Genomic DNA, 21,217 nt, shown 5'->3' with positions numbered 1-21,217 from the left:
TGTTGGACGAAACCCGATCCGGTATTAGATACTCTGCCAACCCCGAGCGGAATCGCGGAGACCCTATCCATGGCCGAAATCCTTGCCATCAAGCCTGCTGCCGTTGACGGTCCGGTTGCCGCAAGGCTGGACAAGGGCGTGCTGCGTCTGACGCTCGCCAATCCACCAGCCAACGCCCTGTCACTGGCGGTGATGGCGGCGCTGACGGCGGAACTCGAGCGCGCCAGGGCCGACAAGGCCGTTCGCGTCATCGTTTTGTCGGCGTCCGGCAAGGTGTTCTGCGCCGGCCATGATCTCAAGGAAATGACCGCGCGGCGCGCCGATGCCGATCATGGCAAGGCCTTCTTCGAAGAGACGTTTGCGGCTTGTGCCGCGCTGATGCAGGCGATCGTGCGTCATCCGCTGCCCGTGATTGCCGAAGTTGACGGCCTCGCCACCGCCGCCGGGCTGCAACTGGTCGCCAGTTGCGATCTGGCGATTGCCTCGCATGAGGCGACCTTCTGCACGCCAGGCGTCAACATCGGCCTGTTCTGCTCGACGCCGATGGTGGCGCTGTCGCGCAACGTCTCGCGCAAGCATGCGATGGAGATGCTGCTGACTGGCGAAACGATCGATGCCGCAACCGCCAAGGAATTCGGCCTGGTCAACCGCGTCGTGCCGCGTGAGTATCTGAATCAGATTGTCACCAAATACGCGCAAACCATTGCTGCCAAATCATCTTTGGTGGTCAAGACCGGCAAGGAAGCCTTTTACGCGCAGGCCGAAATGGGACTGGCGGATGCCTATGCCCTTACCGGCCGCGTCATGGTCGAGAACATGCTGGCGCGTGACGCCGAGGAAGGCATCGGCGCCTTCATCGGCAAGCGCAAACCGGAATGGACGGACGAATAGGGGCAGCACCATGGAACCGCGCATCTCCATTGTCACCATCGCCACAGACGATCTCGACCGCGCCGTTCGCTTCTACGAAGCGATGGGCCTGACCCGTCATACCGGGATCACCGAGGGTGTCGCCTTTTTCCAGATGGGCGGCGTTATTCTCGGCCTGTTCCCGCGCGCCAGCGCCGAGGAGGATTCGGGTATTGCCTTTTCCGACGCACCGTCCGCTGTCTATCTCGCCTACAACACCCGTTCCGACGCGGAGGTCGACGAAGTCCTCGCCAGGGCCGAGAAAGCCGGCGGCCGCATCGTCAAGCCGGCCGGACGCGCCTTCTGGGGCGGCTGGTACGGCTATTTCGCCGACGCCGACGGGCATGTCTGGGAAGTGGCGCACAATCCGGCCTTTCCGATCGCGAAAGACGGCACGATCTCGCTGCCCGATTGATGGCCCACCGCAAGCAGCTGACGCAGCTCAAAGCACCCTATCTCAAGCGCATCCTGCTCGACCCCGCGCGGGTCGAGGATTGGGAAAAATATCCCTGGAACCTGCCGCTGTTTCGCGGCCAGGACTTCGAACTCGAATTCACCACGCCGATCACCATTATCGTCGGCGAGAACGGCACCGGCAAATCGACGCTGCTCGAGGCGATCGGCGCATTGGCCGGCTATGACGAAGCCGGCGGCGGCAAGGGCTACCGGCCAGTCGACCATTCCAGCGCCATCGACAAGAGTGGCTCAGCATTGGCAAACACATTCCGCGGCCACTGGCTGCCGAAGGTCACCGCCGGCTGGTTCTTTCGTGCCGAATCCTTCTACTCCGTGGCTCGTTATCTCGACCAGGCGGCGCTGGACGATCCGTTCAAGCCACCGCCGCCGGACTTCCTGTCCTGGTCGCATGGCGAGGGGTTCATCCGCTTCTTCGAGGAGCGCTGCCGCAGGCAAGGTATCTATATTCTCGACGAGCCCGAGAGCGCGCTTTCGCCATCGCGCCAGATCGAACTGCTCAAGATGCTGCGGCGCATGGACCAGTCGGGCACCGCGCAGGTGATCATGGCGACGCATTCGCCATTGCTGATGGCTTGTCCCGGCGCGCAGCTGTTCCGCATCAGCCGCTTCGGGCTGGAACCCGCCGATTTTCGCGATACGGACCATTTCCGCATGATGCGCGATTTCAGCAATGACCCGGATGGCTTTCTCGACGAGGCATTGTATGAGGACGAGCCATGAACCACGATAGCTACGACAACACCTACATCGCCGGCATCCTCAATTCGGTGAAGACCGTCGCCATGGTCGGCGCATCCGCCAATGATGTGCGGCCGAGCTATTTCGTGCTGAAATATCTGCTGGCCAAGGGGTTTTCGGTGTTTCCGATCAATCCCGGCCAGGCCGGCAAGGAGATCCTCGGCCGGATGACCTATGCCAGGCTGGCCGACATTCCGGAGCCGATCGACATGGTCGACATCTTTCGCGCGCCAGCAGCGGTGCCCGGCATCATCGACGAGGTGTTGCGGCTCGACCCCTTGCCGAAAGTGATCTGGATGCAGCTTGGCATCCGTCATGACGAGGCCGCCGCGCGCGCCGAGGCTGCCGGCATCAAGGTGGTGATGAACCGCTGCCCCAAGATCGAATACGGTAAACTGTCCGGCGAGATCGGCTGGACCGGCGTCAACTCCGGCGTGCTGTCGTCGAAGAAGCCGCTGATGCGCTCCGGATTTCAGAGTTTCGGCGTCCGCCAGAAATAGGCAAGGGGCAACAGCGCAAAATTATTCCGGCAAACGCCGTATTTTCCTGCCGCTTGATAGAAGGTCCTGCACGGAAGGGTATTTTCTTCTTTGCATTCGCGGCCGGGCTTCGCCAAGAATGCCCGGCGAATTTCAGAAGGTTTTTCAGGGAGGTTTTCAGTGACCCGCACGCCAGGTTTCAATACGCTCGCCGTCCACGCCGGGGCCAAGCCCGACCCGGCGACCGGCGCTCGTGCCACGCCGATCTACCAGACGACCTCCTTCGTCTTCGACGACGCCGACCATGCCGCCTCACTGTTCGGACTGAAGGCTTTCGGCAACATCTACACCCGCATCATGAATCCGACGCAGGCGGTGCTGGAAGAGCGCATGGCGGCGCTCGAAGGCGGCACGGCGGCTCTTGCGGTCGCCTCCGGTCACGCCGCGCAGGTGATCGTGTTCCACAATCTGATGCAGCCTGGCGACAATTTCGTTGCCGCCAACAAGCTCTATGGCGGTTCGATTAATCAGTTCGGCCATGCCTTCAAGAATTATGGCTGGGAGGTGCGCTGGGCCGACACCAACGACATCTCGACCTTCGAAAGCCAGATCGATGACAGGACCAAGGCGATCTTCATCGAGAGCCTCGCCAATCCGGGCGGCACCTTCGTCGACATTGAGAAGATCGGCGACATCGCGCGCAAGCATGGCCTGCCGCTCATCGTTGACAACACGCTGGCCTCGCCCTACCTGATCCGACCGATCGAGCATGGCGCCGACATCGTCGTGCATTCGCTGACCAAATTCATCGGCGGCCACGGCAATTCGATCGGCGGCGCCATCGTCGACGGTGGCACCTTCGACTGGTCGAAGTCGGGCAAGTACCCGATGCTATCGGAACCGCGCCCCGAATATGGCGGTCTCGTCCTGCACGAAACGTTCGGCAATTTCGCTTTCGCCATTGCCGCGCGCGTGCTCGGCCTGCGCGATCTCGGCCCGGCCATCTCGCCGTTCAACGCCTTCCTCATCCTGACCGGCCTGGAAACGTTGCCGCTGCGCATGCAGCGCCACTGCGACAACGCCGTGACAGTCGCCGCCTGGCTGTCCAACCACCCCAAGGTCGCTTCGGTGAACTATCCAGGCCTGCCGACCGACAAGAACAATGCGCTGCAGAAGAAATACTCGCCGCAGGGCGCCGGCGCCGTGTTCACCTTCGCGCTGAAGGGTGGCTATGACGCCGGCGTCAAATTCGTCGAGGCGCTCGAACTGTTCTCGCACCTGGCCAATGTCGGCGACACCAAGTCGCTGGTCATCCACCCGGCTTCGACCACGCACCGCCAGCTTTCCGATGAGCAGAAGGTCAAGGCCGGCGCAGGACCGGACACGGTGCGGCTGTCGATCGGCATCGAGGACGTCAACGACATCGTCGCCGACCTCGAACAGGCGCTCGCCAAGGTCTGATCTTTTTACCCTCCCCCTTGTGGGGAGGGTCGGCGCGCAGCGCCGGCTCTTTTCATGGAGGCAAGTCTTGTCGGCGCATTACCTGACAATATCGACGGACAGCGTCGAACCCGAATCCGGCGCGCCGGCGCCGGATCGCCTGATCTCTGGCGATCCCAAATTTCGCACCTGGAATGTCGAGGAGCGCGACGGCGGCCTCTACGCCGGCATCTGGGAATCGACTCCCGGCAAATGGCGCATCGTCTATGACGAGTGGGAGTTCTGCCACATCCTGTCCGGCGTTTCGGTGATCGCGGAGGACGGTGGGCAAGCGCGCACCGTCAAGACCGGCGACAGCTTCGTGCTGAGGCCAGGCTTCAATGGCAGCTGGGAAGTGCTTGAAACGACTCGCAAGGAATACGTGATCAAGCTCTGATCTCGCGTCGCCATGATTCTCGCGAGCGGAAGGGACAAACCGCTGTCCTGCCGAGCTATTTCAGAGGCAGAAAGAGTTCAACGACCACTTCGCGTAGCGGCCCCTCCGGGAAGTGAGACAGATGCCGTTGGCAATAGATCGGAAAGTCGCGTGCTTCCTCGCCGCTCGCCGGAAGCCATTCCCGATAAAGGTAAAGTGCTGCGGGCTCGAGATTGTTGGTGTTGCCGGGGTAGCGCAGCACCGCACAGCGTCCGCCGGGGATCACGCCAGCCTTCATCTGTGCGTCATTCGCCTCGATCGGTTGGGCGGTCCCGGCACAAATGTCCATGCTGTAGTCAGCCGGGATCGCGGGCTCCCTTTCGGAACGGAAGACGTTGAAGGTCGGGCTTATCTCGGGCGACAAGCCCGCGGCCTTACGCCAGGCGATGAACCGCTGGATGGTGTCCTGGAGCGTCGCCCGGTCTCCGCGATGTTCCATGATCGCCACCGGCGTCGGAGGCACATCGCGGATCGTCACGTCGTCGTGTTCAAAGATTATCTGCATGAGCGTGTTCCTTGCTTTTTCGAGGGGCCCGAAGGCCATGAGCCACGACCCCCAGTCGGGAGACTTCCGGAACGACGAGGGCGATTGTCCGAACCGTTGCCGAAAGGCGCGGGCGAAGGCATCCGGTGCGTCGTAACCGGCATCCATGGCTATGTCGGTGACGCTTTGGGCGTCACTCTCGGCAAGCCTGTACGAAGCCCGCTTCATGCGGGCGAGCTGGACATAGCGATGCACGGACACCCCGAAGGTGGACGTGAACTGCCGGTGGAAATGGTATTTCGAGAACGCCGCGACACCGCTCAACGCCTCCAGGCTCAGATCGTCATCGAGATGCTGGTCTATATGGTCCAGCACTCGCTGCATTCGGGCCTGGTAGTTTTCAAGTGCGGCCTTCAACGTCTCTTCCTCCGTGACGACACCAGTTAGGCCTTTCCGGGTATGTCGCGCTCGACCGATCTTGCGATTTGGCATGGATCAACAGGGGCCCGCCAGCAACGGCTTTCAGGCTCCCCGCGAGCATCGAGCCAAGCTTGCACTGCCTGGGTATGACTATTTCACCGGAAACTGGCTGAGGCAGGCGGAGATCTCGTCGCAATAATACTGCGCCAGGAGATCGAGCCCTTCCTGGCCGATGCCCTGGGCCAGCATTTCGCGGGCAGGCAGCCGCAAATCGTCAGAAGCCGACGGCGAGCGTTTCCAGCCCATGGAAGTGGTAAGTGTCGCGGAAGCTTGGGCTTTCGGCAAGATGGAGCTTTGGGTGCCGTTCGAACAGGGTTTTCAGCGACACCTGCAACTCGAGCCGGGCCAGCGGCGCACCGATGCAGAAATGAATGCCGGCGCCGAAGGACACGTTCTTCTGGTCCGCGCGATCGGGCCGGAAGGCTTGCGGTTCGGCAAAGGCGCGCGGGTCATGATTGGCCATGCCGAGCAGCAGCCCGACCGTCTGGCCCGGCTGCACGACGATGCCGGGGGCAACTTCGATCTCCTGGTAGGCGTAGCGCGTGAACATGTGCAGCGGCGCGTCGAAGCGGAGGCATTCCTCGACCGTGGCCGCGGTCGCTTCGGGTGAGGCGAAGAACCGCCGCGGGTCGCCGCCTTGCGCCAGGATCGAGCGGACGGCATTGCCGGTCTGGTGCACCGTCGCCTCATGGCCGGCATTGAGCAGCAGGATCGCGGAGGATACCATCTCGTCCTCCGACAGTTTTTGGCCGTCCTCCTGCGCCGAGATCAGCAGCGACAGCAGGTCGTCGCCGGGGTTCTTGCGTCGCTCGGTGACGCAACCGCGCAGGAAATAGGCAAATTCGCCCGCCGCGCGGTTGGCCGTCTCCTCGGTTTCGCGCGTGCGGCCATGCATGTACATAGCAACCATCCGGTGCGACCAGTCGAGCAGCTGCGGCCCCGTCTCGACCGGCACGCCGAGCATTTCGGCGATGATGGTGATCGGCAGCGGCGCTGCGAAGGCCGGCAACAGATCGACGGTCTTGCCCGGTTCGAACCGGTCGATCAGCTCGTTGGCGAGCACTTCGACACGCGGCCGCAGCCGTTCGACCTGCCGCGAGACGAAGGCGCGGTTGACCAGTGTTCTCAGCCGCGTGTGCACCGGCGGCTCCAGTTCGAGCATCGAATTGGCTTCGATGCCGTCGAATGCCCTGAGATGGCTGCGGTCCTCGCCTATGCCGCGGCTGTCTGGAATACCGGCCGGGTTCTGGCGGCCGAAGCGGCGGTCGCGCAGCAGCCGGTTGACATCGTCGAAGCCGCCAAAGCACCAGAAGTCGAATTCCTCCCAGAAAAATGCATTCGATGCGCCGTGCAGAAAGGCATAGGCCTCGTACGGGTTTTGAAAAAAGGTCGGCTCGTGCGGGTCAAGCCGCAGGCGGCGAGTGACTGGATCAAAGGCCAGGGAGGGCGGCGCCAATTTGCTCATGCCAGACCAATAGCGCGGCTTGCCAGCCTGTTTCCAGACCGTATGTTGGCGCCCGCAACCCAATGCGTTGAGCCAGCCGATACCGCTGCGGAAAGTCTGATTTGATGAATGTGATCGTTGTCGGCGCGGGTATTGCCGGTCTCTCCACCGCGTGGTCGCTGGTCAAGGCCGGCCATAGCGTGTCGATCGTCGAACAGGGACCGATCCCCAATCCGCTGGCCGCGTCGGGTGACCACCATCGCATCATCCGCCGCGCCTACCGGGCCGGAACCGGCTATGGCCGGCTGATCACCGAAGCCTATCAGGCTTGGGACGAGATGTGGGCCGATCTCGGCGAAAGCCATCTCGATGCGCGCGGATTTGTCTGCATCTCGCGCGAGCCGGGCGACGAGGCCGAGGAATACCGCGAGGGCCTGGAAGAGGGCAATTTTCCTTTCGAATTGCTGGAGCCGGACGCGGCGGTGAAACGCTGGCCGTTTCTCGAGCCAGGCACGTTCCGCTATGCCTATTATTCGCCGGAAGGCGGCGCGCTCCACTGCCGCAAGATAGCTTCCGGCCTTGCCGCCTGGTTGCGTGCCAACGGTGCCAATGTGTACGAGCACAGCAAAGTGACGGCAATCGATGCCGAAGCCGGCCACCTCGTGCTCGAAAGCGGCGACACGATGCAGGCCGACCGCATCATCGTCACGGCAGGAGCCTGGGTGTTGAAACTGTTCCCGGAGCTGGACGGCGAACTGAAGACCTATCGAACCGCGCTCGCCTATGTCGAACCGCCGGCTGACTTGAGAGTGGCCTGGCAGGCTTCGCCGGTTGTCCTTGATATCGGCGGCGCGACCGACGGCTATGTGATCCCGCCCTCCGGCGGCGCCGGCATGAAGTTCGGTTCGGGGCTGCATAGGGTGCCGACCAGCGATGCCGACTGGAACCGTCAGCCAGTGCCGGGCGAGGGCGAGGCGATCCGCAACCTCTTCTCGCCGCCGATAGCCCGGATCGAGGAATACAGGGTGACCGAGGTCGTCACCTGCGCCTACACCTTCACATCAGACGAGAAATTCATGGCGTATGAAAAGGGCAAGTGCCTGATCGTCTCGGCCTGCTCCGGCCATGGTTACAAGTTCGGGGCGGCGGTCGGCCGGCGTGTTGCCGCTGCCGTCGGCAATGGCGATGTCGCCGGCCTGAAGCGCTGGCTGCGGGCGGAGGTGGCCTGAAGACCGCCAGCGGCCAACCTAACCGGCAATGCCTCGGACGCGGTTAAGAAACAGCTACCATGCAGTAATGGCGGTGCGGCTATAGGCTCGCAGGAGCACCTGCCCTTGCGAATCGTTGGTCAGGAAGCTTGATTCGACTTACCCAGATGGCTAGGAGGGGTCGGCCTTGCACAAGGATGAGCCGGCATCCTATTTACGGAATACCGATCCAGAACCGATTCTGCCCGATCTGCCAGCATTGCCGGCGCCGGAATCCCACCGCGAGATAAGAGATATCTGATGAAAAACCCCGTCGAAACCTACATGAACCTCGTTCCGATGGTGGTCGAACAGACCAATCGCGGCGAGCGGGCCTATGACATTTTCTCGCGTCTCCTCAAGGAGCGCATCATTTTCATCACCGGTCCGGTCGAGGACGGCATGGCGACGCTGGTCTGCGCGCAGCTGCTGTTCCTCGAAGCCGAGAATCCGAAGAAGGAAATCAATCTCTACATCAACTCGCCGGGCGGCGTCGTCACCTCGGGCATGGCGATCTACGACACCATGCAGTTCATCAAGCCGGCCGTGTCGACGCTCTGCATCGGCCAGGCCGCCTCGATGGGATCGCTGCTCCTGACCGCCGGCCACAAGGACATGCGCTTTGCCACGCCGAACGCCCGCATCATGGTTCACCAGCCTTCCGGTGGTTTCCAGGGCCAGGCGTCCGACATCGAACGCCATGCGCAGGACATCATCAAGCTGAAGCGCCGCCTCAATGAGGTCTATGTCAAGCACACCGGCAAAAGCTACGAAGAGATTGAAAGGACGCTCGACCGCGACCATTTCATGACCGCCGACGAGGCCAAGGACTTCGGTCTCATCGACAAGGTCATTTCGTCGCGCGAGGCGGCAGAAGTCGCTCTGGTATAAGGGCTTATTGGCAGCTGGATGGCGCCATCACGCGCTTTTGGCGTGTCTTGCGGCATTTCGGCCACAATTGGCTGTTCCCTCGGGGGACAGGATTGCCTACGTTAAGCCTATGTTGAGTTTCGGCGGCTTAGCTTTATGCGGGGTTGTCGCGAATCATTGCCACGTTTTCTGATTTGTGTTTCGTAGGGAAGCGTTGCGGGAGCCGGGACACACTGGCGGCGGCGGATTCCCGCGATAGATAGAGAATGCGCCCTTTCAGCCAGACCATCGGCGGGCGGCCATGAAAGGACATGAAAATGAGCAAGGTCGGCAACAACAGCGGCGATTCCAAGAACACGCTTTACTGCTCGTTTTGCGGCAAAAGCCAGCACGAAGTGCGCAAGCTGATCGCCGGTCCGACGGTCTTCATCTGCGACGAGTGCGTCGAGCTTTGCATGGATATCATCCGCGAGGAGAATAAGACCTCGATGGTGAAGTCGCGCGAAGGCGTGCCGACACCGCAGGAGATCCTCAAGGTTCTCGACGACTACGTCATCGGCCAGCCTTACGCCAAGCGCGTGCTGTCGGTGGCGGTCCACAACCACTACAAGCGCCTCGCGCATGCCGGCAAGAACAACGATGTCGAGCTGGCGAAGTCCAACATCCTGCTGATAGGCCCGACCGGTTGCGGCAAGACGCTGCTTGCGCAGACGCTCGCCCGCATCATCGACGTACCCTTCACCATGGCTGATGCGACGACGCTGACCGAAGCCGGTTATGTCGGCGAGGACGTCGAAAACATCATCCTCAAGCTGTTGCAGTCGGCCGACTACAATGTCGAGCGGGCCCAGCGCGGCATCGTCTACATCGACGAAATCGACAAGATTTCGCGCAAGTCGGACAACCCTTCGATCACCCGCGACGTGTCGGGCGAGGGCGTGCAGCAGGCGCTGTTGAAGATCATGGAAGGCACCGTCGCCTCCGTGCCGCCGCAGGGCGGCAGGAAGCATCCGCAGCAGGAGTTCCTGCAGGTCGATACCGCCAACATCCTGTTCATCTGCGGCGGCGCCTTCGCCGGGCTGGACAAGATCATCTCGGATCGCGGCCGCAAGACGTCGATCGGCTTCGGTGCCATTGTCGCCTCGCCCGAGGATCGCCGCACCGGCGATGTCTTCCGCCTGGTCGAGCCCGAGGATTTGCTGAAATTCGGTCTTATTCCCGAGTTTGTCGGCCGTCTGCCGGTCCTGGCGACGCTGGAAGATCTCGACGAGCCGGCGCTGATCCAGATCCTGACCGAGCCGAAGAACGCGCTGGTCAAGCAGTATCAGCGGCTGTTCGAGATGGAGAATGTCGACCTGACCTTCCACGAGAACGCGCTGTCGGCGATCGCCAAGCGCGCCATCGAGCGCAAGACCGGCGCGCGCGGCCTGCGTTCGATCATGGAAGCGATCCTGCTCGACACGATGTTCGAACTCCCGGCGCTCGAGGGCGTGCGCGAGGTGGTAATTTCGGAGGAGGTGGTGACCGGCAGCGCCCGGCCGCTCTATATCTACTCCGAGCAGAAGGAAAAGAAGGGCAATGTCAGCGCCTGACATGAGCCCGCAGCGAAGTTCTGAAACGGCGCCGCAAGGCGCCGTTTTGCTGTCGCGCAGGTTTTTTGCAGGACGTTCGGTGTGGTCGTCGCAAATGTGTCACTTGCGGGCACGCTGGAGCTACGGATTTGGACTCGCCCCTTGATCTTTGGGGATCGTGCATCCAACTAAATGGAGAAGGCCGAGGTGCCCGATTTCTGTGCTGTAAAAATCCCGTCACAAACGATGGTAGGCGGAACGATCCCCGGTCGTTAATGTAAGATTCGCGGTTGGCTGATTGGCGGCCGCGACATGAAAGGTTGGACAATGGCCAAAATATCCAAGGCACCCAGCGACGGCGTCTTCGCAGTCCTCCCACTGCGCGACATCGTGGTATTCCCGCATATGATCGTTCCGCTCTTCGTCGGGCGTGAGAAGTCGATCAAGGCGCTGGAAGAGGTGATGGGTCAGGAAAAGCAGATCCTGCTTGCCACTCAGATGAATGCCGCAGACGACGATCCCGAGCCCGATGCCATCTTCGACATCGGCACGCTCGCCAATGTGCTGCAATTGCTGAAGCTGCCCGACGGCACCGTCAAGGTTCTGGTCGAGGGCGCCTCGCGCGCGAAAATCGTCTCGTTCACCGACCGTCCCGACTTCCATGAGGCCCGCGCCTCGGCATTGGTCGAGCCGGACGAGGAAGAGGTCGAGGTCGAGGCGCTGGCTCGTTCCGTCGTCACCGACTTCGAAAACTACGTCAAGCTGAACAAGAAGATCTCGCCCGAAGTGGTGGGTGCCGCCAGCCAGATCGACGACTATTCCAAGCTCGCCGATACGGTCGCTTCGCACCTCGCCATCAAGATCCCTGAAAAGCAGGAAATGCTGGCCACGCTCTCGGTGAAGGAGCGTCTGGAAAAGGCGATGGGCTTCATGGAGGCCGAAATCTCCGTCCTGCAGGTGGAGAAGCGCATCCGCTCGCGCGTCAAGCGCCAGATGGAGAAGACGCAGCGCGAATACTACCTCAACGAGCAGATGAAGGCGATCCAGAAGGAACTCGGCGAGGGCGAGGACGGCCGCGACGAAGCCGCCGAGATCGAGGCGCGCATCAAGAAAACCAAGCTCTCCAAGGAGGCCCGCGAAAAGGCGGAAGCCGAGTTGAAGAAGCTCAGGACGATGTCGCCCATGTCGGCTGAATCGACGGTCGTGCGCAATTATCTCGACTGGATCCTGTCGATCCCGTGGGGCAAGAACTCCAAGGTCAAGCAGGATCTGGCTTTTGCGCAGAACGTGCTCGACACCGACCATTTCGGCCTCGACAAGGTCAAGGACCGCATCGTCGAGTACCTTGCTGTGCAAAGCCGTCAGAAGAAGCTGAAGGGGCCGATCCTGTGCCTCGTCGGCCCTCCCGGCGTCGGCAAGACCTCGCTCGGCAAGTCGATCGCCAAGGCGACCGGTCGCGAATTCATCCGCATGGCGCTTGGCGGCGTGCGTGACGAGGCCGAGATCCGTGGCCACCGCCGCACCTACATCGGCTCGATGCCCGGCAAGGTCATCCAGTCGATGAAGAAGGCGAAGAAGTCCAACCCGCTCTTCCTGCTCGACGAGATCGACAAGATGGGCCAGGACTTCCGTGGCGATCCGTCATCGGCTCTGCTCGAGGTCCTCGATCCCGAACAGAACTCGACGTTCATGGACCATTACCTCGAGGTCGAATACGACCTGTCGAGCGTGATGTTCGTGACGACGGCGAACACGCTGAACATCCCTGCGCCCTTGATGGACCGCATGGAGATCATCCGTATCGCCGGCTACACCGAGGACGAGAAGATCGAGATCGCCAAGCGGCACCTGATGCCGAAGGTGGTTCGCGACCATGCCCTGCAGCCGAAGGAGTTCTCCGTCGGCGAGGACGCGATCCGTGCCATCATCCAGACCTACACCCGTGAAGCGGGCGTCAGAAGCCTGGAGCGCGAGTTGATGAAGCTCGGCCGCAAGGCGGTGACCGAGATCCTGAAGACGAAGAAGAAGACGGTGGACATCACGGCGGCGAACCTCGCCGACTATCTCGGTGTTCCGCGCTTCCGCTTCGGCCAGGTCGAGGCTGACGATCAGGTCGGTGTCGTTACCGGGCTCGCCTGGACGGAAGTCGGCGGCGAACTGCTGACGATCGAAGGTGTCATGATGCCCGGCAAGGGCCGCATGACGGTGACCGGCAATCTGCGCGACGTGATGAAGGAATCGATATCGGCGGCGGCTTCCTATGTCCGCTCCCGTGCCATCGATTTCGGCGTCGAGCCGCCGCTGTTCGACAAGCGCGACATCCACGTGCACGTTCCGGAAGGTGCGACGCCCAAGGACGGACCGTCGGCCGGCGTGGCGATGGCGACCGCAATCGTCTCCGTTCTGACCGGCATTCCGGTCAAGGCGGATGTGGCGATGACCGGCGAGATCACGCTGCGCGGCAGGGTTCTGCCGATCGGCGGCCTGAAGGAGAAGCTGCTTGCCGCATTGCGCGGCGGCATCAAGAAGGTGCTGATCCCGGAAGACAACGCCAAGGATCTGGCGGACATTCCGGACAACGTGAAGAACGGCATGGAGATCATTCCGGTCGCACGGGTCGGTGAAGTGTTGCGCCACGCGCTGGTGCGTATGCCGGAGGCGATCGAATGGATCGAGCCGGTGAATCCTCCGGCCGCGACCGACACCACGGACGATGCCGGGAAGACGCTTGCGCACTAGAGCGGTGCGCGTCCGCTTGGACGAGCAAAGGACGCTCTCGGACTTGGACTTGCGCATGGCCCTTTCCGAAAACCGGCTGCGTTTTTCGGAGCCATGCGTTGGTTTTCGCCAAGGTTGCAATGCACAAACAGAGAGCCGGGCTTCGCGCCCGGCTTTTTCATGTGAAAAACCCCGGAATTCCGGGCTTTTTCCGCTTTTTTCACGGCTTTGCGACTTGGTTGCGGCAACGCTTCTTTCTAAAGTCCGTTTCCTGCCGGATGAGTCGTAAGTTCCGGTGTTCTCATGGAAGGGAATTTTTATGAACAAGAACGAACTGGTGTCCGCTGTCGCCGACGCCGCGAGCATTTCGAAGGGTGACGCGCAGTCGGCGGTGGATGCGGTATTCTCCGTGATCAGCGGCGAACTGAAGAAGGGCGGCGATGTCCGGCTTGTCGGCTTTGGCAATTTCACCGTGTCAAAGCGTGCGGCGTCGACCGGCCGCAATCCTCAGACCGGCGCCGAAGTAAAGATCCCGGCACGCACCGTGCCGAAGTTCTCGGCCGGCAAGGGCCTCAAGGACGCAGTCAACTAAGCGCCTTTTTCTTTTCAGAGACCAGAAAAGCCGGGCTTGCCCGGCTTTTCATTTTTGTGCCCGACGCCGATGCGCATGGCGACTGGGTTATGCGGTCGGCGCCTCGGTGCGCATGAGGCCTTCCTTCTTGAGATCGGCCCAAAGCGCTGCGGGCAGTTTTGCATCGAGCAGCGAACGGTTGCTCTCGACTTCGCTCGGCCGCTGGCCACCGGGGATCACCGAGACGACCGAGGGGTGCAGCAGCGGGAATTGCAGCGCGGCCTCGATCAGGCGCACGCCGTGGCGCTTGCAGACGCTTTCGATGGCGGCGACCCGGTCGAGGATGTCCTTCCGCGCTTCGGAATAGTTGTAGTGTGCGCCGGGCTTCGGTCCCGTCGCCAGGATGCCGGAGTTGTAGGGCCCGCCCAGAACGATGCCGATGCCGCGCGCCTGGCAAAGCGGCAGGAAGGATGTCAGCGCCTCCTGTTCCAGCAGCGTATAGCGGCCGGCAAGCAGGAACAGGTCGAAATCGCCGCGCTCGGCCAGCGTCTGCGCAACCTGCCACTCATTGATGCCTCCGCCGAATGCCTTGATCACGCCCTGGTCGCGCAGCGAGAGCAAACCGTAATAGCCGGAGCGCATGAATTCTTCGATGCGGCGGTCCGACGCTTCCTTGCTACCATGGGTAAAGATGTCGACATCGTGCACGAAGAGAATGTCGATACGGTCGACGCCGAGGCGCTCCAGCGAGGCTTCGAACGAGCGCATGACCCCGTCATAGCTGTAGTCGTACACCTCGCGGCGCGATGGCGTGTCGAAGAACTTGCCGATGCCGGTGCGCTCTTCAGGCGGGCAGACGCGCATGATGCGACCGACTTTGCTCGACAGCACATAGTCGTCGCGCTTCTTGCCGCGCAGGAAAGGGTTGAGCCGGGTTTCCGACAGGCCAAGCCCGTAGAGCGGCGCGGTGTCGTAGTAGCGGCAGCCGGTCGCCCAGGCGGCCTCCAGCGTGGCGTTGGCATCCTCGTCTGAGACGGCACGGTAGAGATTGCCAAGCGGCGCCGTGCCGAAGCCGAGTTCGGTGAAGCTGATGCCGCCATTGCCGATGCGGTCGAAATGCCGTGTCTTCATATCCTGCCGTTTGCCTCGCTTGATTTGTCTGCATGACATTATCATGCCTGTGATCAGGCAAAAGCGCCGCGCAGCGTTGGACACGCATTTTCGCGATTGCTAGCATGAATGAAATCAAGCTGTTCGTGGCAGCAAGAGCGGCAAATCCCAGGGTGTTTTCGATGGCAGGTTTGCGGTGAGCGACAAGAGCAAAAGCCTGTTCGAGACCGCGCTCGACGAACTCGGCGGCGTGCTGGCGCGCGTCGATGAGCACCGGATCGATGCTGCTTGCAAGATGCTGGCCGGCGCCCGACAGATCGTCGTCTATGGCTGTGGCCGCGAGGCCTTGCAGGCCAAGGGTTTTGCCATGCGGCTCTACCATCTTGGCCTGCCGGTCGCCGTGGTCGGCGACATGACCACGCCGCCCCTGGGGCCAGGCGATGTCTTCCTGGTCAGTTCCGGACCCGGAGAAACCTCGACCGTGCTGACCCTCATGCAGGTCGCGAACGATGCAGGCGCGACCAACCTGCTGCTGACGGCCCAGGACGATGGCAGCGCGGCAAAGCGCGCCGATTTCACGCTGCTCATTCCCGCGCAGACCATGGCCAGCGACCAGGGAGCGCGGAAGACGTCGGTGCTGCCGATGGGTTCGGTCTTTGAAGGCGCATTGTTCCTGCTGTTCGAAGTGATGGTGCTGAAGCTCAAGGACTTGATCGGCGCGTCGCCGGACGCCATGCGCGCGCGCCACACCAACATGGAATAGATCATGCGCTACGAACTGATGCTGCCTCACCAGATCCGCAGGGCGATCGCCGAGAACTGGCCGGTCGCCCTGCCGCTTGGCGTGCTCGAATACCATGGCGAGCACATGGCCGTCGGCATGGACACGCTGGCCGTCATCAAGACCCTGGAGCTGTTCGAAAAGGAGAGGGACGTCGTCATCCTGCCACCCTTCTACTACGGTGCTGCGAGCTACGCTGTGGCGCCGCCGGAGGGCAGCGGCTCGGTGCAGGTCGGCGGCAATGCGCTGGCACCGTTCGGCGAGGAGCTGTTCTACAGCCTGCTGCGCATCGGCTTTCGCAACATCCACGCCATCATCCACCACCAGACCGAGAATTTCACCGCCGGCATGCCGACCGATCTGGCGTTCAAGACCGCCGGCCGCCAGGCGATCTTCCGCTTTCTCGAGAAGGAACGCGGCGAAGGCTGGTGGGGCTCCGAGGCGATGGCCGACTACTATGCCGAGCACGCCGAAGGCGCCAATTTCTTCAACTGGGTGCAGGTGCATCCACTGATGCCGGTGCCTATGAACGGCAAGTACCCGTTCGACCATGCCGGCATTGGCGAGACCTCGCTGATGCTGGCGCTATGTCCTGAAACGGTGGATGCCAGCCATTACGCCGACAATACCGGCTGGTACACGGCGAGCGCCAAGGATGCTTCGGCGGAGTTGGGACGAAAGGGTGTCGCCATGATCCTCGACCACCTGCGCGCCACGCTTTCAAGCTAGCGGGCTCCTTTCGAACGGGACTATCAGGAGACCGCTTCTTATATATTAGCAATCGGTAATGGTATACTATCGCTCCGGCAATGCCTTTAGGCCCTGGAGCCGCTCGGTGCACGAGGTCGGAAAACGACGTATGGCAAGCTTGGCAGGCGTGATCGTCACGGCTGCAGCAGTTCAGAATGTTTCTGTGTTTGCGCACAATGCCGATAGCGGCTGGACTTATCCGCCAGCCTGCTGTCACGGCAATCCAACGACAGGAGAGTGCGGCAGGATTCCCAGCATGACCGTAACACCGCAGGCCGACGGCTATGTGATCATTCTGCGGCCAGGTGACCATCAGAAAGTCACCCACCAGAACCGATACTTCGTTCCCTACGACAGTGTCATTCCGTCAGGAGACGACAACTTCCACATCTGCCTGCATCCGACAGAGGAGCACGAAAATTGCTTCTTTGCGCCGTCGGAGGCGATGTAGGCGCAAACAAACTCGGGGCATGCTCGCCCCACGCCTATCAACACTGTACTCGGCGATCAACAGCCGATCAGGGCGCTGGCCGGCATCGCCATGCCTACTTCACCGCTCCCGCGGTCATGCCCATGATCAGATAGCGCTCAAGCGCAATGCCTATGACCGCAAGCGGGGCGATGGCCGCCGTGGCAAGCGCTGCCATCGACCACCAGTTGATGCCTTGCGAGCCGGTCTGGCTCGCCACCATGACGGGGATGGTCTTGGCATCGGTCGATGTCAAAAGGGCCGCGAAGAAATATTCATTCCAGCACAAAACCATTGCCAGGATGAAGGCGGCGACCATGCCGGGCAGCGCGATCGGCATGACAATGCGGAAGAAGGCTCCCCAGATCGACAACCCGTCAACGAGCGCTGCTTCCTCGAGCTCGACCGGGATGGAGTTGAACTGGTCGCGCATGATCCAGATGACGATCGGCAGCACCATCAGCGTGTAGAGCAGGATCAGCCCGACGCGCGTGTCGAGCAGGCCGACTTCACGGTAGAGCACCAGGAAGGGCAGTGCCAGCACCACCGGAGGCAGGATCAGCTGCGACAGGAAGAAGAACGAGATGTCCTCGTTCTTGAACCAGGCGAAATGGTAGCGATAGCGGGTGAGCCCGTAGGCGGCGAGGCTGCCGATGACGATGGCCAGGCTCGATGCGCCGACCGAGGTGATCACCGAATTCATGAAGCGCTTGAGGAACTCCTCGCGCACCGTCGAGGTCTGGAAGATCGAGTCCGGCGACAGGCCGAGCGAGCGCCAGCCCTTCCAGTCCGGCTGGAAGTCGACGAAGGGGATCAGATGGCCTTGGGTGACGTCGACCGCGGTTTTGAACGAGGTCGTGATCGTCCAGTAGATCGGGAACAGGCAGACGAACGCCCAGAACGCCAGCGCCGCGTAGATGAAGAAGCGGCTGGCGAGGAAGCTCGCCGGCGAGCGGATCTCCGAGGCTACATATTCGGTGGTGAGTACGCTCATCTTGCTTCAATTCACCCGATCTTGCTTCAATTGACCCGCCCTGCTTCAATTCACATTGCGCACGAAACGGTTGGCAAATTTCAACAGCCACGTGACGAACACGATGATGATCACTAGGTAGGCCATCGCCAGCATGGTTCCGTAGCCGACATTCGAGCGGTCGCGGTATTCGCGATAGATGAAGCTCGACACGGAATCGGTGGCGCCGCCCGGGCCTCCCGATGTCACCGTGATGATGATGTCGGCAAGCTTCAGCTTGAAGATGATGCGCAGGATCACCGCCGTCACCGACACCGGCAGCATCAGCGGGAAGGTGACCTGCCAGAAGGTCTGCCACACATTGGCGCCGTCCACGCGGGCGGCTTCGAGCACCTCGCGCGACATCGCCTGCAGCCCGGCCAGCAGCATGATCATCATGAACGGAATGAACGTCCAGGCATCCAGCACCATGATTGCGATGCGCGCGATGATCGGATCGCTGAAGAAGGCTGGATTCTCCCAGCCGAGATGGCGCGCCAGCGTCGCTGCCGGTCCGAACCGGTATTCCATCAGCGATTTGCCGATCATCCACGACACCGCGACCGGCGACAACATCAAGGGTAAGAGGAAGACGACGCGGAAGAATTTTCGTGCCCGGATCTGCGCGTTAAGCAGCAGCGCCAGGCCGAAGGCAATGACATATTCGACCGCCACCGCCAGCACATAGAGCACCATGTTGAACAGCGCATTGCGGTAGTAGGGATCGCCCAGCATCTGCCAGAAATTGGCGAGCCCGTTGAACCTGCGTCCACTGAAGGAGCTGAGATTCCAGTCGGTGAGCGCGATGTAGAAACCGAACAGCGTCGGGAAGATCACCATGGCGATGGTGAACAGCAGCGCCGGCAGCAGGAACAGCGCACGCTGGCCGTCTTCGCCGCGCGTCAGCACCTGGCCGATGCCGATAGCCACGCCCCACAGCACATAGGCGTAGACGACCGGGCGCCAGGTTTCGAAGCCGACGGTGTCGGCTTCGGTCTTGTACAGGATCTCCAGCGCGATCACCGCCAGCAGACCGAGAGTTGCAGCAGCCATCAAAGCCCAGCCCAGGCGTTTGCGGCTCGGTGAAATCAGATCGTAAGGGGCGGCGTCTGCCGGCCACGCATTGGTGGGCAAAGTCTGGTTAGCCACGCGTCCCGTCCGTTCACAGAAGGCCCTTTGCCGGCCGGTCAGGTCCGGCGGCTTTGCGCCGCCGAACCACGGTTTATAAGCCAACCTACATGCCGAGCGAGGCCTTGTAGAGCTTGATCTGGTTGTCGCGGCCGATCTGATCGGTCAGCTTCTCCCAGGCCGCCGCAATGGCGTCGGCGCCTTCCTGCGCCTTCATCTTGCCGGCGAAGGTGTTGGCCAGGATGTCCTCGGCGGCGCTGTAGTATTGGAAGATGCCGGGGATGCGCGGCTCGATCGCCGCATTCGGATGGTTGTAGCTGTCGGCCTCCGACTTGAGGTAGGAGGTGATGAACGCCTCGTCGTAGCCGGCCGCCACCCATTCCGGAATGTCGAAATGGGAATTGCGGTAGGGCTGGAAGCCCGATGGATATGCGGCGCACCAGAGCGAGAGGTCCTTGCCGCCGAGATGGGCTGCCGCAGACCAGGCGGCCTTTTTCTTCTTCTCGTCACTGTCGACGCGGGCCATGACATAGACGCCCCAGCCGAGATAGGCGCAGTTCGGCGCATAGTTCGGGCCGCTGGCCAGTTTGTCCCACTTGCCAGTTTTGGAATTGTAGACATCGTCGGAGCCTGGCAGGATCGAGAAGCCTGTGACATCGCCGACGACCGACGAATCGTTAGTTTTCGCATTCGAGCCCGCGTCTCCCCACCAAGCCAGCATCGAACCGGTGCCGCCCAGGAATTGGGAGAAACAGGTCTGGTTCGGGTCGGCATTGATTTGATCTTGCGGCTCGGAAGGCAGCGCATCGATCACGTCCTGGATCGCGCGCACCCAAGCCGGGTTGTTGACGCGCGGTTTCATGGTATCCGGATCGAATAGCCACGCCTTGTCATCCGGATGCTTGGCATAGGCGGAGGCGCGGCTGCCGAGGAAATAGAAGCCGAAGCCGCCCCAGGGCTTGGGCGCGTCGAGGTAGCCGTAGACGTCCTGGCCCTTCACCTGCTTGCCCTTGAGGAACTTGGTCACTACCTGCACTTGCTGCCAGGTCTTCGGCACGCCCCATTCCGTCAGGCCTGCCTTGTCGCCGCTATCGGCTTTCCAGGCTGCTGCCAGATCAGAGTCGGAGAACACGTCGGTGCGGTAGTTGAAGTTGTGCGCGTCTCCGTCGACGGTAACGCGATACTGCTTGCCGTTCCAGGTGCCGACCGGCGGCTTCAGATAGGCCACCAGATCGTCCATATCGATCTGCTTCCTGACCCAGTCGGGCATCTCGGAAGTGAGGCCCTTGCCGCAGACATCGCCTTCGAAAGGCGCGCCCATCTCGACGATATCAAAGTCGATTGTGTTCGTGGCGATAGCCTGCTGCAGGCGCGGATTGTAGTCGGCCTGCGCCAGGTCGATCCAGTTGATCTTGGCCCCGGTATAGGCCTCCCACGGCTTCAGGAAGCCGCGGAACAGCACATTGTGCAGGTTCTGGTTGTTGAGGCCCATGAAGGAGAGCTCGACGCCAGCGAATTCGCCTTCCTTGACGTTGGCCTTGGTGGCTTCGAGGCAGAGCTCGCCGACCTTCTGGAAATCGGCATCGGTCGGCTGACCCTTGCCGACGCCGGGGATCTGCAGGATTTTGGAGCGAAGTTCGCTTGCAGCGGAAGCCGGGCGCGTCAAGGCGCCGAGCCCTGCACCAGATGCCGCTGCGATTGCGGCCATGCTGGCCGCACCCTTCAATATGTCGCGCCTTGTGGCGCCGGCACGAACCAGTTTCTCGTAAAGATCCGTTCTCATTGCCTGTTCCTCCCAGAATTCAGTGTGAATAAGTGACCAACTGTCGGACGCTGGAGCGCCAACGATGCTCCCGGTTCGGAAACGAATTAGGCAGGACCCCACCCTGCGGCGATTAAAGTTCCGATTGCGGATCGGGTACCGACATTTTGACCAGCGCCTGCCACTATTCTCGCAACCAAACGCCGTGTCAACGAGATGTCCGCGCTCAGTACATATGAGACGGCTGGGTCATCCGGTCTCGGCAGATTTTGAGATACTCGCTTGGAGTGAGGCCGTCGAGT

Annotated in this window: 20 protein-coding genes; 14 read left to right on the top strand and 6 right to left on the bottom strand. The window is 61.6% G+C overall.

What is annotated here, in order from left to right:
• Positions 1-69: 69 nt before the first annotated feature.
• The 6 genes from NKH57_RS15435 to NKH57_RS15410 all read left to right on the top strand — a co-directional run bounded on the left by NKH57_RS15435 (position 70) and on the right by NKH57_RS15410 (position 4,479).
• Positions 70-891, top strand: a complete 822-nt coding sequence (locus NKH57_RS15435; RefSeq protein ID WP_352945217.1) for an enoyl-CoA hydratase — start codon at positions 70-72, stop codon at positions 889-891.
• Positions 892-901: 10 nt separating this feature from the next.
• On the top strand, positions 902-1,324 hold the full coding sequence (locus NKH57_RS15430; protein WP_352730513.1) for a VOC family protein: 423 nt from the start codon (positions 902-904) through the stop codon (positions 1,322-1,324).
• Entirely contained in the window at positions 1,324-2,106 is a 783-nt protein-coding gene (locus NKH57_RS15425) for an AAA family ATPase (RefSeq protein ID WP_352945215.1), read from the top strand. Before NKH57_RS15430 ends, NKH57_RS15425 begins: the two co-directional genes overlap by 1 nt.
• A complete protein-coding gene (locus tag NKH57_RS15420; RefSeq protein ID WP_352827353.1) occupies positions 2,103-2,624 on the top strand; it encodes a CoA-binding protein in 522 nt (173 codons plus the stop codon). Before NKH57_RS15425 ends, NKH57_RS15420 begins: the two co-directional genes overlap by 4 nt.
• 159 nt (positions 2,625-2,783) lie before the next feature.
• The gene (locus NKH57_RS15415; RefSeq protein ID WP_127269928.1) at positions 2,784-4,064 is read left to right on the top strand and encodes an O-acetylhomoserine aminocarboxypropyltransferase; all 1,281 of its coding nucleotides are present in this window, start codon (positions 2,784-2,786) and stop codon (positions 4,062-4,064) included.
• Between the two features lie 67 nt (positions 4,065-4,131).
• Entirely contained in the window at positions 4,132-4,479 is a 348-nt protein-coding gene (locus NKH57_RS15410) for a cupin domain-containing protein (protein ID WP_352726517.1), read from the top strand.
• Positions 4,480-4,534: 55 nt separating this feature from the next.
• Here the strand turns inward: NKH57_RS15410 and NKH57_RS15405 are convergent, their stop codons facing one another.
• A complete protein-coding gene (locus NKH57_RS15405) occupies positions 4,535-5,419 on the bottom strand; it encodes an AraC family transcriptional regulator (protein WP_352945212.1) in 885 nt (294 codons plus the stop codon).
• A gap of 277 nt (positions 5,420-5,696) precedes the next feature.
• On the bottom strand, positions 5,697-6,947 hold the full coding sequence (locus NKH57_RS15400) for a cytochrome P450 (protein ID WP_352945210.1): 1,251 nt from the start codon (positions 6,945-6,947) through the stop codon (positions 5,697-5,699).
• Between the two features lie 104 nt (positions 6,948-7,051).
• Here NKH57_RS15400 and NKH57_RS15395 point away from each other — a divergent pair, with 104 nt between their 5' ends.
• The 5 genes from NKH57_RS15395 to NKH57_RS15375 all read left to right on the top strand — a co-directional run bounded on the left by NKH57_RS15395 (position 7,052) and on the right by NKH57_RS15375 (position 13,924).
• Positions 7,052-8,155: an NAD(P)/FAD-dependent oxidoreductase gene (locus tag NKH57_RS15395; protein WP_352945208.1), complete on the top strand. Its 1,104-nt coding sequence runs from the start codon at positions 7,052-7,054 to the stop codon at positions 8,153-8,155.
• Positions 8,156-8,434: 279 nt separating this feature from the next.
• Positions 8,435-9,064, top strand: coding sequence for an ATP-dependent Clp endopeptidase proteolytic subunit ClpP (gene clpP / locus NKH57_RS15390; RefSeq protein ID WP_352945206.1), 630 nt, complete (start codon positions 8,435-8,437; stop codon positions 9,062-9,064).
• Positions 9,065-9,360: 296 nt separating this feature from the next.
• Complete coding sequence (clpX, locus tag NKH57_RS15385; protein WP_023759839.1) at positions 9,361-10,635, top strand: ATP-dependent Clp protease ATP-binding subunit ClpX; 1,275 nt, start codon at positions 9,361-9,363, stop codon at positions 10,633-10,635.
• Between the two features lie 306 nt (positions 10,636-10,941).
• On the top strand, positions 10,942-13,353 hold the full coding sequence (gene lon, locus NKH57_RS15380) for an endopeptidase La (RefSeq protein ID WP_352485743.1): 2,412 nt from the start codon (positions 10,942-10,944) through the stop codon (positions 13,351-13,353).
• A gap of 298 nt (positions 13,354-13,651) precedes the next feature.
• Complete coding sequence (locus tag NKH57_RS15375) at positions 13,652-13,924, top strand: HU family DNA-binding protein (protein ID WP_015318196.1); 273 nt, start codon at positions 13,652-13,654, stop codon at positions 13,922-13,924.
• A gap of 87 nt (positions 13,925-14,011) precedes the next feature.
• Here NKH57_RS15375 and NKH57_RS15370 read toward each other — a convergent pair whose 3' ends face one another.
• On the bottom strand, positions 14,012-15,034 hold the full coding sequence (locus NKH57_RS15370; RefSeq protein ID WP_352945203.1) for an aldo/keto reductase: 1,023 nt from the start codon (positions 15,032-15,034) through the stop codon (positions 14,012-14,014).
• Between the two features lie 175 nt (positions 15,035-15,209).
• Between NKH57_RS15370 and NKH57_RS15365 the strand changes: the two genes are divergently transcribed.
• The 3 genes from NKH57_RS15365 to NKH57_RS15355 all read left to right on the top strand — a co-directional run bounded on the left by NKH57_RS15365 (position 15,210) and on the right by NKH57_RS15355 (position 16,995).
• Positions 15,210-15,776: an SIS domain-containing protein gene (locus NKH57_RS15365; RefSeq protein WP_352945201.1), complete on the top strand. Its 567-nt coding sequence runs from the start codon at positions 15,210-15,212 to the stop codon at positions 15,774-15,776.
• 3 nt (positions 15,777-15,779) lie between these two features.
• A complete protein-coding gene (locus NKH57_RS15360) occupies positions 15,780-16,523 on the top strand; it encodes a creatininase family protein (RefSeq protein ID WP_352945199.1) in 744 nt (247 codons plus the stop codon).
• Positions 16,524-16,653: 130 nt separating this feature from the next.
• On the top strand, positions 16,654-16,995 hold the full coding sequence (locus NKH57_RS15355; RefSeq protein WP_352827334.1) for a hypothetical protein: 342 nt from the start codon (positions 16,654-16,656) through the stop codon (positions 16,993-16,995).
• 94 nt (positions 16,996-17,089) lie between these two features.
• On the opposite strand, the gene NKH57_RS15350 is transcribed toward NKH57_RS15355, so the two are convergent.
• The 3 genes from NKH57_RS15350 to NKH57_RS15340 all read right to left on the bottom strand — a co-directional run bounded on the left by NKH57_RS15350 (position 17,090) and on the right by NKH57_RS15340 (position 20,936).
• Positions 17,090-18,007, bottom strand: a complete 918-nt coding sequence (locus NKH57_RS15350; protein ID WP_023759834.1) for a carbohydrate ABC transporter permease — start codon at positions 18,005-18,007, stop codon at positions 17,090-17,092.
• 45 nt (positions 18,008-18,052) lie between these two features.
• Positions 18,053-19,174 (bottom strand): carbohydrate ABC transporter permease, encoded by a 1,122-nt coding sequence (locus NKH57_RS15345; protein ID WP_352726527.1) that lies wholly within the window; start codon positions 19,172-19,174, stop codon positions 18,053-18,055.
• Positions 19,175-19,259: 85 nt separating this feature from the next.
• Positions 19,260-20,936 carry an ABC transporter substrate-binding protein gene (locus NKH57_RS15340; protein ID WP_352602771.1) on the bottom strand — a complete coding sequence of 559 codons (1,677 nt, stop codon included), beginning with the start codon at positions 20,934-20,936 and terminating at the stop codon, positions 19,260-19,262.
• Positions 20,937-21,217: the final 281 nt, after the last annotated feature.

Source organism: Mesorhizobium sp. M1050 (assembly GCF_040318715.1).
Lineage (GTDB): Bacteria > Pseudomonadota > Alphaproteobacteria > Rhizobiales > Rhizobiaceae > Mesorhizobium.
Note: the sequence above shows the minus strand (reverse complement) of the source record. Positions and strands in the feature narration are given on the sequence as shown.

Excerpts from the sequence above, each read along its gene's own strand:
- NKH57_RS15435 (WP_352945217.1), top strand. The coding sequence starts at position 70 with ATGGCCGAAATCCTTGCCATCAAGCCTGCTGCCGTTGACGGTCCGGTT.
- NKH57_RS15430 (WP_352730513.1), top strand. The coding sequence starts at position 902 with ATGGAACCGCGCATCTCCATTGTCACCATCGCCACAGACGATCTCGAC.
- NKH57_RS15425 (WP_352945215.1), top strand. The coding sequence starts at position 1,324 with ATGGCCCACCGCAAGCAGCTGACGCAGCTCAAAGCACCCTATCTCAAG.
- NKH57_RS15420 (WP_352827353.1), top strand. The coding sequence starts at position 2,103 with ATGAACCACGATAGCTACGACAACACCTACATCGCCGGCATCCTCAAT.
- NKH57_RS15400 (WP_352945210.1), bottom strand. The coding sequence starts at position 6,947 with ATGAGCAAATTGGCGCCGCCCTCCCTGGCCTTTGATCCAGTCACTCGC.
- NKH57_RS15395 (WP_352945208.1), top strand. The coding sequence starts at position 7,052 with ATGAATGTGATCGTTGTCGGCGCGGGTATTGCCGGTCTCTCCACCGCG.
- clpP (WP_352945206.1), top strand. The coding sequence starts at position 8,435 with ATGAAAAACCCCGTCGAAACCTACATGAACCTCGTTCCGATGGTGGTC.
- clpX (WP_023759839.1), top strand. The coding sequence starts at position 9,361 with ATGAGCAAGGTCGGCAACAACAGCGGCGATTCCAAGAACACGCTTTAC.
- lon (WP_352485743.1), top strand. The coding sequence starts at position 10,942 with ATGGCCAAAATATCCAAGGCACCCAGCGACGGCGTCTTCGCAGTCCTC.
- NKH57_RS15375 (WP_015318196.1), top strand. The coding sequence starts at position 13,652 with ATGAACAAGAACGAACTGGTGTCCGCTGTCGCCGACGCCGCGAGCATT.
- NKH57_RS15370 (WP_352945203.1), bottom strand. The coding sequence starts at position 15,034 with ATGAAGACACGGCATTTCGACCGCATCGGCAATGGCGGCATCAGCTTC.
- NKH57_RS15360 (WP_352945199.1), top strand. The coding sequence starts at position 15,780 with ATGCGCTACGAACTGATGCTGCCTCACCAGATCCGCAGGGCGATCGCC.
- NKH57_RS15355 (WP_352827334.1), top strand. The coding sequence starts at position 16,654 with ATGGCAAGCTTGGCAGGCGTGATCGTCACGGCTGCAGCAGTTCAGAAT.
- NKH57_RS15350 (WP_023759834.1), bottom strand. The coding sequence starts at position 18,007 with ATGAGCGTACTCACCACCGAATATGTAGCCTCGGAGATCCGCTCGCCG.
- NKH57_RS15340 (WP_352602771.1), bottom strand. The coding sequence starts at position 20,936 with ATGAGAACGGATCTTTACGAGAAACTGGTTCGTGCCGGCGCCACAAGG.